The 11,486-nt window shown below is 39.1% G+C and carries 13 protein-coding genes and 2 pseudogenes; 6 read left to right on the forward strand and 9 right to left on the reverse strand.

Translation table 11 applies throughout. The features are described 5' to 3' along the window. Positions 1-87: 87 nt before the first annotated feature. A pseudogene (locus tag ACFOU2_RS09895) lies at positions 88-274 on the reverse strand (sodium ABC transporter ATP-binding protein); the annotation flags it as partial. An 82-nt stretch (positions 275-356) separates the two neighbouring features. Here ACFOU2_RS09895 and ACFOU2_RS09900 point away from each other — a divergent pair. Further along, positions 357-542 (forward strand): YhzD family protein, encoded by a 186-nt coding sequence (locus ACFOU2_RS09900; RefSeq protein WP_377914654.1) that lies wholly within the window; start codon positions 357-359, stop codon positions 540-542. Between the two features lie 218 nt (positions 543-760). On the opposite strand, the gene ACFOU2_RS09905 is transcribed toward ACFOU2_RS09900, so the two are convergent. Together ACFOU2_RS09905 and ACFOU2_RS09910 are read right to left on the reverse strand one after the other, a co-directional pair. Further along, on the reverse strand, positions 761-1,534 hold the full coding sequence (locus ACFOU2_RS09905) for an enoyl-CoA hydratase (protein ID WP_377914656.1): 774 nt from the start codon (positions 1,532-1,534) through the stop codon (positions 761-763). Positions 1,535-1,552: 18 nt separating this feature from the next. Then, complete coding sequence (locus ACFOU2_RS09910; RefSeq protein WP_377914658.1) at positions 1,553-3,169, reverse strand: long-chain fatty acid--CoA ligase; 1,617 nt, start codon at positions 3,167-3,169, stop codon at positions 1,553-1,555. A gap of 311 nt (positions 3,170-3,480) precedes the next feature. On the opposite strand from ACFOU2_RS09910, the gene ACFOU2_RS09915 reads away from it, so the two are divergent. Continuing rightward, positions 3,481-3,951, forward strand: coding sequence for a DUF3920 family protein (locus ACFOU2_RS09915; protein WP_377914660.1), 471 nt, complete (start codon positions 3,481-3,483; stop codon positions 3,949-3,951). Between the two features lie 254 nt (positions 3,952-4,205). Here the strand turns inward: ACFOU2_RS09915 and ACFOU2_RS09920 are convergent, their stop codons facing one another. Both ACFOU2_RS09920 and ACFOU2_RS09925 read right to left on the reverse strand, forming a co-directional pair. Next, positions 4,206-5,711 carry a coproporphyrinogen III oxidase gene (locus tag ACFOU2_RS09920; protein ID WP_377914662.1) on the reverse strand — a complete coding sequence of 502 codons (1,506 nt, stop codon included), beginning with the start codon at positions 5,709-5,711 and terminating at the stop codon, positions 4,206-4,208. A gap of 378 nt (positions 5,712-6,089) precedes the next feature. Beyond that, positions 6,090-7,184, reverse strand: a complete 1,095-nt coding sequence (locus ACFOU2_RS09925; protein WP_377914664.1) for a LysM peptidoglycan-binding domain-containing protein — start codon at positions 7,182-7,184, stop codon at positions 6,090-6,092. 344 nt (positions 7,185-7,528) lie between these two features. Between ACFOU2_RS09925 and ACFOU2_RS09930 the strand changes: the two genes are divergently transcribed. After that, a complete protein-coding gene (locus ACFOU2_RS09930; protein ID WP_377914894.1) occupies positions 7,529-7,774 on the forward strand; it encodes a DUF3231 family protein in 246 nt (81 codons plus the stop codon). 146 nt (positions 7,775-7,920) lie between these two features. On the opposite strand, the pseudogene ACFOU2_RS09935 reads toward ACFOU2_RS09930, so the two are convergent. Further along, a pseudogene (locus tag ACFOU2_RS09935) lies at positions 7,921-8,141 on the reverse strand (spore germination protein). Positions 8,142-8,379: 238 nt separating this feature from the next. On the opposite strand from ACFOU2_RS09935, the gene ACFOU2_RS09940 reads away from it, so the two are divergent. The 3 genes from ACFOU2_RS09940 (at position 8,380) to ACFOU2_RS09950 (ending at position 9,237) form a co-directional block, all read left to right on the forward strand. Beyond that, a complete protein-coding gene (locus ACFOU2_RS09940; protein ID WP_377914666.1) occupies positions 8,380-8,526 on the forward strand; it encodes a hypothetical protein in 147 nt (48 codons plus the stop codon). 162 nt (positions 8,527-8,688) lie between these two features. Next, positions 8,689-8,871 carry a Spo0E family sporulation regulatory protein-aspartic acid phosphatase gene (locus ACFOU2_RS09945; RefSeq protein ID WP_377914668.1) on the forward strand — a complete coding sequence of 61 codons (183 nt, stop codon included), beginning with the start codon at positions 8,689-8,691 and terminating at the stop codon, positions 8,869-8,871. Between the two features lie 180 nt (positions 8,872-9,051). Next, a complete protein-coding gene (locus ACFOU2_RS09950; RefSeq protein WP_377914670.1) occupies positions 9,052-9,237 on the forward strand; it encodes a Spo0E family sporulation regulatory protein-aspartic acid phosphatase in 186 nt (61 codons plus the stop codon). Positions 9,238-9,260: 23 nt separating this feature from the next. Here ACFOU2_RS09950 and ACFOU2_RS09955 read toward each other — a convergent pair whose 3' ends face one another. The 3 genes from ACFOU2_RS09955 to ACFOU2_RS09965 form a co-directional block, all read right to left on the reverse strand. After that, positions 9,261-9,461 carry a hypothetical protein gene (locus ACFOU2_RS09955; protein ID WP_377914912.1) on the reverse strand — a complete coding sequence of 67 codons (201 nt, stop codon included), beginning with the start codon at positions 9,459-9,461 and terminating at the stop codon, positions 9,261-9,263. Positions 9,462-9,626: 165 nt separating this feature from the next. After that, on the reverse strand, positions 9,627-10,493 hold the full coding sequence (locus ACFOU2_RS09960; protein ID WP_377914672.1) for a Cof-type HAD-IIB family hydrolase: 867 nt from the start codon (positions 10,491-10,493) through the stop codon (positions 9,627-9,629). Between the two features lie 497 nt (positions 10,494-10,990). Further along, positions 10,991-11,347, reverse strand: a complete 357-nt coding sequence (locus tag ACFOU2_RS09965) for a YlbF family regulator (protein WP_377914674.1) — start codon at positions 11,345-11,347, stop codon at positions 10,991-10,993. Positions 11,348-11,486 lie beyond the last annotated feature (139 nt).

Below are 11,486 nucleotides of genomic sequence, written 5' to 3' on the forward strand. Positions count from 1 at the left end.
TTCAGTTTTTTAACCTTTATTTACCATACATAATAACACTTACATAAATGATAAATAGCAGAATGTAGACAAGTTCCCTTGCCTGACATGGACGACCGGCTTTCCATGATGCATAATACAAAGACTTTCATACCTTTCTTCCTCTATGCTCCATCCGATGGCTGGAAAATATGATGGTGATCCCCTGTGCCTTTAAATCTAATAATCCTTCTTTCAACAATTCTACATTGATGGGATCCAGCCCGCTGAATGGTTCATCAAGGATGAGCAGCTGAAATGTTTCATAAAAATTTTAGCAGGAAAATGTCTAGTTAGTGAGAATAATGTATTGAACAACAGATGAAGGGGGATAGGGAATGGGAATTTACACATTGACGGTATTTGAAAAAGATGGGGAGAAGCTGCTCGATGAAACATTCGAAGCAGCAAACGATGCTGAAGCGAAAAAGCTGGGGGAAACTCGCTTGCACGAACTTCAGTTTGCGGATAAAACACATCGCTGCACATCCCCAAGCGGAAAACTGCTGCTGTTTCACCGCTAAAAAAACTTACTTATAAGTTCGGGTAAAGAGCTGTAATATTATTTTAAAATGAAAGGGGTTGTCCCCAAACGATAGGTATCATGTCGTTTGGGGACAACCCCTCAAATGAAGCGTTATGAAAAATCCACCAAAATCAAGGGTTTTCCTGACGCTTCATTTGCTTTAAAAACAGTTTATACTTCTAGGAGAGGACTTTTGAATCAGCTCCTTCATGTGTCTTATCTTCCTGCAAATGTTGGGAGACGTTTTTCCAAGAAAGCCTGTATGCCTTCCCGATGATCTTTCGTATCCCTCATTTTAGCTTGTCCCTTTGTTTCCATCTTTAAAATATGCTGAAGCTCTGCAGCCGTTTGCTGCATATAAAGCTGTTTTGTTTCTTTCATGGCAAGCACGGGCTTACGGGCCCATTCAGATAGCTTTTGCTGCAAAGCCTGCTCAAGGTCTGCCGTCGCCTCGTCTACAACCCCGATACGCTGCGCCTCTGCTCCTGACAGCACTTCTCCCTTCCAAATGAGATGCTTCGCTTGATGAGCACCTAAACGTTCCTTCAGAAAATAATGTCCTCCACCGTCCGGAATTAAGCCGATGCCGATGAAATTCATGGCTACCTTCGCCTGCTCTTCGGCAATGACATAATCGCAGGCAAGCGCCAGACTAAGGCCGAGTCCTGCCGCAGAGCCGTGAATGGCTGCAATTGTTAATTGAGGCATTGTATATAAAGTTAATACCATTGCGCCAATCGTTTCGAGAATTTGCGGGAACAGTTCCCCTGTTTCCGGCATTGTCATCATTTTAATATCTCCGCCTGCTGAAAAAGCCTTGCCGCTTCCCTTTAAAACAAGAAAATCAGCCGAACTCTTTTTGACCTCCTCCAACGCCTCAACCATTTCTTTTAACATTTCTTGATTCAAAGCGTTATAGGATTGCGGACGATTCAAGGTTAATGTTGCCACCCGGTCTGTAAATGCTAGCTCAACCAAACGATTGTTCATGTTGACGTTCACTCCCTTTTATTCTGATTGATAATGAGTCAATATTTGGTCACGCAATGTTCGCTTCAAAAATTTTCCTACAGATGTTTTAGGGATTTCATCTAAAAATAAAATATCATCCGGCAGCCACCATTTAGCAAATTGCGGTGCTAAGAACTGCATTAATTCCTCTTTTGTTACATGGTTTTTGGCGCTTTCCTTTAACACCACACAGGCAATCGGACGCTCTTGCCATTGTTCATGGGGTACAGGTACCACTGCCGCTTCAAACACCGATTCGTGTGCCATTAACGCATTTTCCAGATCGACTGAAGAAATCCACTCCCCTCCGCTTTTAATCAAATCTTTTGTTCGGTCCACAATTTTAATGAATCCCTCTTCATCCACCGTGACAACATCTCCCGTATAAAGCCAGCCATCACAAAAAGCGCCATGGCTGCGGTCGTCTTTGTGGTATTCAGAGGCAATCCATGGACCTCGTAATAGCAATTCACCCATTTCTTTTCCATCCCACTTCACTTCTCCGTCTTTTCCCATGACTTTCATTTCGACACCGGGAACAAGTAATCCTTGTTTCGCTTTATACTCGTATTTTTCTTCATCCGTTATATTAGATTGATAGCTTTTTAGGCGAGATAGCACAACAAGCGGACTTGTCTCGGTCATGCCGTATGCATGCACAAACGGGATGTTAAACTTCTTTTCAAACCGTTCAATGACTCCTTTCGGTGCAGCGGAACCGCCGCATAAAACTGCCCGCAAGCTGCTTGTGTCATATTCCTTTTCTTCTAACTCTTTCAACAAGCCCAGCCAGATGGTCGGTACCCCTGCAGCGATGGTCACTTTCTCACTTTCAATCAATTCTGCCAGCAGTTTTGGGGTAAAAAATGGTCCCGGCATCACCAGGGTAGTACCGAACCAGACCGCCGCAAATGGCAACCCCCAGGCGTTTACGTGAAACATCGGGACAACAGGCATAGCAATATCCGATTCTGATACCGCTGCATTATCGGCAAGGCCCAATGCCATGCTGTGCAGAACAATCGAGCGATGAGAATATAACACTCCTTTTGGATCGCCTGTAGTCGCAGACGTATAGCAAAGCCCGGCTGGTTCCTGCTCATTTATTTCTTTGTAAAACTCGTATGTGGGATTTCCTTGTTGAAGGATTTTCTCATAGTGGTGAACAGGATACAGGCTTGTTGGCGGAAGCTCTTCATTGTCAGTCATGATGATATAGGCTTTAACAGTTTTAAGGTCGTCTTTGATTTGTTCAAAAAGCGGTAAGAAGCAATCATCAATGAGAAGAACCCGATCTTCTGCATGATTAATGATATAGGCAATTTGGTTCGGATCAAGACGAATATTAATCGTATGTAAAACGGCGCCCATGCCGGGAATAGCGAAATAAGCTTCTAGATGGCGATGGTGATTCCACGCAAACGTTCCGACTTTATCTCCTTTTTCTACTCCGAAATCAACGAGTATGCTGGAAAGCTGTCTTGTTCTGCGGCCGATTTCACCATAAGACAACCGTTGAATTCCATTAGCTGTACGGGAAATCACTTTCTTTTTCGCGAAAAATTTCTCGGCCCGTTCCATCATGAGCGGGACGGTTAATTGAACATCCATCATCTCCTATCACCCCTTAAACATTTTGGCAAGCGCTTTCGAATTTAGTTGTCAAAATGACCATATATATTATTTCGACACACCTTTTTACATCCCTTTTCCCAGCCTTATCATCCAGAAAAAGTTTTTCTTGATATCGCGGCGTTTCCATACCTGTATTTTTGCCCTTTAGTCAAAGCAGCCGTCTGTTCCTCTCTCTATCAATAATGAAAAAGTATTCGTTAATCAATTTGTATGTATGGGAATGGCCAAAATCTCCAAAGATGCTAGTAAAACCAAAGTCTTTGCGTACAAAGCAAAATAGGAGGGGACGCATGGATTTAAATCAGGTAGTCAATAAGCGAAGAATCTATCAGCGGGATAACAAATGGTATGTATTAGATGAAGGGTTTTCATGGAATCTTTCCACTTTAAAGAAGGAAATATTCGCTTGTATGGAAAAGAAGTTTGATTTACCTGTCATTTTTTGCGATGCGTGTGAGGCAAACAAAATCGTTTCCGAGTTGGGAAAAGAAGAAACGGAATATTTACAGTATGCTTCCGGCGTTTACTGGAGAGAGGTAGGAATTGTTTTTATTTTTCGTTTCAATGAATATCTTCCTCTCCTTCAAACTTTATTTCATGAATTACGACATGTCATGCAGGAAGATATACCAGAGCTGGAAACACACTTTGAAACAGACAAAACATTACCTTATGAACAAAGAATGACAGAAAGAGATGCTTTTGACTATGCCAGGAGACACTTAGACAAATATATCAAGCAACACCGTTTGATTATGTAAACATGAAGAAGTAACAAAACGTTCTTCCTTAACAAAGGATAAATCAAGCAGAAACCGTCACAAAGAATTCTTAGTTTTAGCAGAATTCCCGTGACGGTTTCTTTTGGGAAAGAGGGCGCCCCAAGTACAAAGAACATACTTTTGGGACACCCTCCTATGATGGACCGCCATTAAAAACTCAGGAAAACCAAGCATTGCGATGAAGGCCCATCACAGAAAAAATGGATGATTGCCGTCATCTGGAGGCTTTTGAGTCAGCCCCTCCCTTTGAATAATTCGTTTAAAATGTTAATTTTTTCTTCTGTATAATGCTTAAATCCATCATTATATGATTTAGGATCTTTCGGATTGGCAAAACGCGTAATTTTCCCTGTTTTCGGATGAACAAATTTACTGGAAGCTCCGCAGCCTAACCCAATGATCGATTGTTGCTCTTCCATAATCATAATGTTATAGATGCTTTCTTGCCCCGGAAGTGAATAACCGACGTTTTCTAAATTTCCTAAAATGTTTTTCTGACGGTATAAATAGTACGGAACATAATCGTGCTCTTTCGTCCACTCTGTTGCCATATCCATCATTTTGCTTACTTCATCGCGGTCTGCCACTTTATATTTTTGCTTATTTTTTGTCATTTCGGACGCTCGTTTAAATGACAATGTGTGAACTGTCAAAGATTCCGGCATTAATTTTTCTGTTTCATCCAATGTGTGCTGAAACTCCGGTACTCCTTCACCCGGTAAGCCGATAATCAAGTCCATGTTAATATTGTTCATCCCCATTTCACGTGCCAAGTGGAATTTTGTCACGGTCTCTTCAACGGTATGATGACGCCCAATAGCTTTCAATGTTTCTTGAATATAAGACTGTGGGTTGATACTAATACGGTCAATATTCCATTTTTTCAAGACTTCCAACTTTTCCGGCGTAATCGTGTCAGGTCTGCCTGCTTCTACGGTAATTTCACGAACATTGGCTACATCCGGGAATGACTCATACATTTCCTCATATAACATGTCCATTTCTTCAGCCGTAATGCTTGTCGGTGTTCCTCCGCCATAATAAACTGTCGTGATTTTTATGCCATTTTCTTTGAGCCAGCGCCCGACTTCACGCATTTCGTAATGCAATCCTCCCAAGAAAGAATCCACTGAGCCCTGGCGTCCATTGATCGCATAAGCCGGGAATGTACAATACGCGCATTTCGTCGGACAGAATGGAATCCCTATATAAATACTTACTTCGTTTGATAAATCATATAAATCTGGCACGACTGCCAACTGGCGATCAACAATTTGCTGCATTAACTGGATTTTTTCATCTGTAATCAAATATTCTTCTTTTAATTGTTTGTGAGCTGCTTCCTGGATTTCCCCTGCATGCAGTTTCTTGTGAAGAAGCTTAGTCGGGCGCACCCCCGTCAAAATCCCCCACTTTTGTACAATTCCTGTAAAGTCCTGCAGCACGGTCAAATAGACATGTGACACCACGTTTTTCACTTGTTTAAAACGCTCTTTTTCCGTTTCCATGCCTAATAAATCCTTTTCAAATGAAGCAGTATGTGTAAGGCCTGTCTTCTTATCGGTTAATACAGCCTTGGCTGCCGCTTTTCCCTCTATGCTTAACTCGAATACTACCTCGATATTTGAATTTTCAATTGGTTGTTGTGACACAACGCTTTCTTCGAAAAACAAATCCGCGATTAGCTCCAACGGACGTTGAAAACGCTCATCACCTAAACCTTGAATATATATGTTCAATGATATCACCTTTCAAATTAGCGTATATGAAACTTCTATAAGTTTACAGAACATATATTATGAGGTCAATCTCTTAAAGGGATTCGCGGAGTTGCAGATTGTTCCATTTTAGGTGTCCTTTGTATAAAATTACTACACATTCTGATTGTATCGATGTAAACTTGAGATACATTCACCAATTTCTCATAACGGATGTCACGGTGACTAAAAATGAAAAGGTTAGGTTTTGTCAAATTAAATACAGTTCACTGCTTTTGTAGAGACTCACGTTATTTATTCTAAGTACTTCTTTCATTTTTGCTTGAGTTATATCGATGTTGTTAAACTAATAGTCACAAAAAATATTAAAATTGCCATTGGGAAGGTTAGACTTTGTAGTTATTTATTATTTAATTCCCAATAGCGTAAGTTATCATAACCATTTATAGCCTTCCAATGTGGATCATATATTCCAAAATGCAAATGTGGAACAAATTTCCCAGTGGTTCCTTGAGGACCGTATCCACTATCCCCAACATAACCAATCATTTGCCCTTTTTTCACAGAAACTCCAACACCTAAGCCGGTTGCATACTTACTCATGTGCGCATAGTATAAGGAGTATCCTTCATTTGTTTTTATTGTAATTCTCCAACCACCAAGTTGGTTCCAACCGTAACTTACAATTCTCCCATCTGTTGAAGAATAAATCGGCGTGCCCTTGGCCGCAAAAATATCTGTCCCTTCATGTACTCGATCTCCGCCGTATTGACGAGAAGCACCCCATGTATCTCCATACGGTTGATATGTTCCTTTAGCTAAAGGAAATATTCCGTCCCGTAAAAAAGACGGAGTAGCCGACGCCGGTCTTGCACCTTCTGTTACCTTTAATTCTTGGCCTACATAAATCGTATTAGATGTTAAACCATTTAGACTTTTAATTTTTTCAACAGTTGTATTATATTTTGGGGCAATTACACTTAGATATTCGCCTGCTTGAACTTTATGGATAGTTGCATATGTTGACGCTGATGTTTCCGATTTGTCCGGAAATAATGTTCGATTAGCATCAGTTACATTCACTTTCGTTGACGAATCTCTCGAACTATCTATCCCTTTTTCTGTTGGAATAAGTAGTTTTTGACCAACATAAATAAGATCACCAGCTAGATTGTTTTTACGTTTGATATCTGCAATTAACACATTATGTGCTTTTGCAATCAAAAATAAAGTATCTCCCGATTTCACCGTATAAGTTGCTTCATGTGAATGAGGAGCTAAAAGCGTCAAGGTTTGACCAACATAAATATTGTCGTTTTTAAGGCCATTCCACGTTTTTAAATTTTCAATAGAAACACCATTTTGCCTCGAAATCTTGTAAAGTGAATCCCTTGATTGAATAGTATATATTTTTTCATGAGCAGACGTTTCGTTTGCCCCGGTGACTAAAAGTGCAGCCATTGTCATTCCTATTACCCACTGCTTTTTTTTCATGATGCGTATCCCTCCCGATTTTTCTATTTTTATTATCGGACGGTACGAATCATTATAGAGAGCAGTTTTCGTATTTTCGCATGTAAATTATTCCTATATTTCCATTTGTTTTTCTTACAAATAATCAAACATTATAAATCTGATCGGTTTCAGCAATAAGCTTACGAATCTCTGCATCTGTTTTAGAATCCACATTCCATAATGGGCTGAATTTAATTTCCCATTCTACGCTATCGGGATTAATGGCCCCCTAATTCATCTGAGGACCACAACATTTTCTATTGGTTGTATTTTGTCGAAATATTTCATATTTAGCATTTTGATATATTTCTGAGCCCAGTGGGATTCCACTAGGAGCAAAACTAACGGACGATGAAATAGCAAATGGTGTTTCACTTAAAATGGCGACAGCTATCGTGAATTGTGCTACTGGACAAGCACAGGCTATTCGAAACGACCTAGGTAACATTTGGGTAGAATTTCAAATTGAAATGCTAACATTTGGCACTACCCTCAAAACTCTTATGAGAAAAAGAGGTTGGTTAAGGGTTCCTCCTTACTACAATCCATCCGGAGCACCAGGCAGATAAGGGTGCTCTTTTTGGTATCAAATTTACTCTTGTGTTTCCTTCATAAAATTCCAATTCCATCTACAAAAATACGCATTGGGGTCACCTTTATAAGCTTGTCCATTCCCCTTCCGGCAAAGGGCTGAAGCCCGATGCTCCATATATCCCTAAGCATTCCCTACTTGATTTTGATCACTTATATCTGCGTCATTAACATTGGTTACACTTTTTATATTGTCCACCCTGATAAATTCACCTGTATTAACAGAACCAGGACCTAAATATGCCTTTGTGTAGTTTTCGGTGAAATGGTAACAGAGTCTCCAAATCTTACCACTCCACTGTCACTAACACGATTCACACTTACTGCCCCTACCGCACTTAGCATAAAGAACCCTCACTTCCAGCTATGATTATCGATTTATCATACTCCGAAATTAAAGAAAGGAATCTTTTCCACACATAAAATTATTATTTTATTGCGATTTATAAACGTACTACGCATTAAGTTTCATCATATTGCTATATCTTGTATATTCATTGGATTTTTTGTAGAAAATATTTAAAATGAGACAAATATCCTATATACTAGCACTGGTACTATTTTCACGAAAGGAGTCTTAATTATGCTTTATAATGATGAGATACTCTTATTTATTGAAGAACTTGGCCGTTTATTAAACGATTATAATAAATGTGAAGAAGGAACCATCAAACAGGAAATTTACAAAGATATCTTACTTTTAAGTGATGTTATTTGCTCCTATCAATGATTCCTTCCTCAATAAACAGAACTATCATTTTGTTTAGAGCCTTAACTTCCAAAAAAAGTTCAAAAATCATCAAAAAATGCCAAATAAACCCTTCTATTTTATTGAATTAATGATAAAATTTATCATGTTAATTTTAACCATAAATGGAGTGTACCACCTGTTATGTTGAACCTTTATAAATTTAAATCCGAATCAAAATCCCAACAATTATTGAATCATATTAATGAGATGAAGCGGATTCTGATTGATCATGCTTTAACATATGGATTGTCAAACCCATCAACTGTGAAACTAAGTCAAGAGCTAGATAAGCTACTTAACGAGATCCAGACTGACAGTAGATAACCAATTTAATTTAAAGTAAAATCCAGCATTCCTGATTAGGAATGTTTTTTTATGAAACAAACTTGCTCTTTTGGTTTATCTTTGTAAAAACCACCCAAGGTAAATATATTTACATCGCCAAGTAATTTTTGGTAAAATTCATATTTGCCGTTACTTTATACCTACAAGGAGTCTTTCATAATGTTAAAGTTACTAATAGATAACGATATAGATGAAAAACAACTTCTAGATCGGATTGAAAGTTTAAGAAAGATCCTTATAGAGATCGGGATCCAAAAGGGGCTCAATAGTAATGAGGCTTTAGAAATAGGCCAAATACTTGATGTATTTATAATTGAATATCAAAAGAGGACTCATCGTAAGTAGGAACTACCATACAATTTTTTTGTCTAATCCCTAATCCCCGGAATCTCCTCTCCACCAAACCGTGTGCAATCCGTTCCCGTTCTTGTGGAGCACCTTTTAAAAAGTGAACAGCGTGTTCGGCACGCCATCCACTGATCTTCTTTTTTCATCCAATCTTTGTGAGTATCCACAATCACCACATCATGCAGCACCATGAGCTTGGCCATCGACATCACAATGAACATTTATGTGCTCACATGATAAAAAACTTAGAAGAAAAAGCCTCACAAAAATTTAGCGAATTAATGAGAGGCTTTTCCAAGATTCTATAGTTTTGGTCAAAATGCGGTCATTCACCTGTATACTATCTTCATAATGTTGATTTTTAACAGACATCCTCATCTTCTGGTCTAGCTATTTAAATGATACAAATATCCAATTCTTTGTTGTTTTCGGAATAACTCTTTTACCATGTAGGCCACACCGTTCTCACTATTTGAACGTGTTACCCAACCGGCTACTCGTTTTAATTCATTAGGCGAATGCCCCATCGCTACTCCCATACCCGCCTGCTCTACCATCTCGATATCATCAAAATAGTTTCCGATAACAACCACTTCATTCATCGGAATGGATAAATGCTGAGCTACCAAACGAAGGCCGGATGCCTTTGTGACCCCTCCTGCTGTAATGTAACAACGGTCTTCATTCGGGTACGTAAACCACTCGGTTCCTTGAAAAGCAGAAGCAATGGTTCGCTCGGCCTGCTCTTTCTCTTTTTCACTTGAAAAATACACTTCAATCTTTGGTGTCGCCACCGGCTCATCTCGCAATGTGTCTCCCAAAGAATCTACAAATTGAATCGGATAAAAAAGTGGTTCTCCTGAGCGCAAAACCGTTTTTGCGACCGCATTTCCTTGCAATTTCACACGATTCGCCACCGAAAAACGTTCATGAAGAATACGGATGTGACAATCGAAGTTTTCTAGCACTTGCACTAAATTAAACGTTTTTTCTTCACTAATTCTCTTTTCGAATATCGGCTTATCGACAGTTGAACCGATAAAGCCGCCGCTGTGAGTAATCAATAAAGAAGATTGAACTCTCAGTGCTTTAGCAATTTTCTTAGCGGATAAAAAGTGGCGGTTGGTCACCAATGTGATGTATACCCCTTTATTTTTGACATATTCGATTGCTTCTTTTGTCTCACGCGTTAAGCGTCCTTGACTATTTAAAAGAGTTCCATCAATATTGAGCGCTAATAATCTATAAGCCATGTGAGGATCCCCTCTCCCTTTGATGTCTAAATGCATCTATTACACCCTTATGACGGTTTGCCCCATTTTAGAACTTTTGTATATCAATATCTTTTTAAACAGCTTATATAACTCCAACTTAATAATTTAACGTCAAGTTGTTGTCTTTGAACTTCTTTACATGGATTTATATATAAGTCCTATTTAATTTTTTAACCTCTGTCACCGGACTTTCTTCTATTTGCGCCTTTCTGTTCTCTCATCTTGAACGAGCTTTCAAAGGTTCTCGTATAAGCGGCTGACAAGAACCCGTAAGGGAGATTGGCAGCCGCTTATGCGTAAATAATTTGCGTGGATGTTTTTTATCCACGTCAAATGATTTATGTGGATTTATATAAATCCACCAATAAGAAATATTCATCAAAATAAAAAAATAAACGCCCATCATATGAAAGACGAGCGTTTGCTAACCATATCCAGTATTGTACAAGTACTCTGTTTAAGCAGTCATTTCCCGCTTATTCAGCGTTTGGAACTCCGTATAATTCTTCAAGCGGCTTTGTGATGATTTTGTTTAACTCCATGAATGTTGTGTTCATGCGCTGTTCCGCTTGCATCAATTGCGCGATTTTTGGATGTTGCTGCACGACTGCCACTGTTTTCTGTGCTTCTTCTACTTCTCGCTGGGTAATTTCTTGTCCCATCATTTGCTTTTGCTGTAATTCAATTTGTATATTGCGGAACTTGTCAAACAACTGTTGTGCCGCCGGGTCTGCACTTACCTCACCATACCATTTTTCTAACGTTGTATATTCATCGCTTTGACGCAATGCCTTTTCTAAATTATAAGCATAATCGTATAAGTTTATAGACATAAAATTCCTCCTAACGTGAATTAAGGCTATGAAAACGCCTTTTCCTCTTTCACTATAACAAACTATTCAAAGTAGTGCATCTTCAGAACAAGAAATCCTTTAGATGAACAGGGCAACCACACCTTGAAACGCTCCGATG

It is taken from the genome of Bacillus songklensis (assembly GCF_042649685.1).
GTDB lineage: Bacteria > Bacillota > Bacilli > Bacillales > Bacillaceae_H > Bacillus_BA > Bacillus_BA songklensis.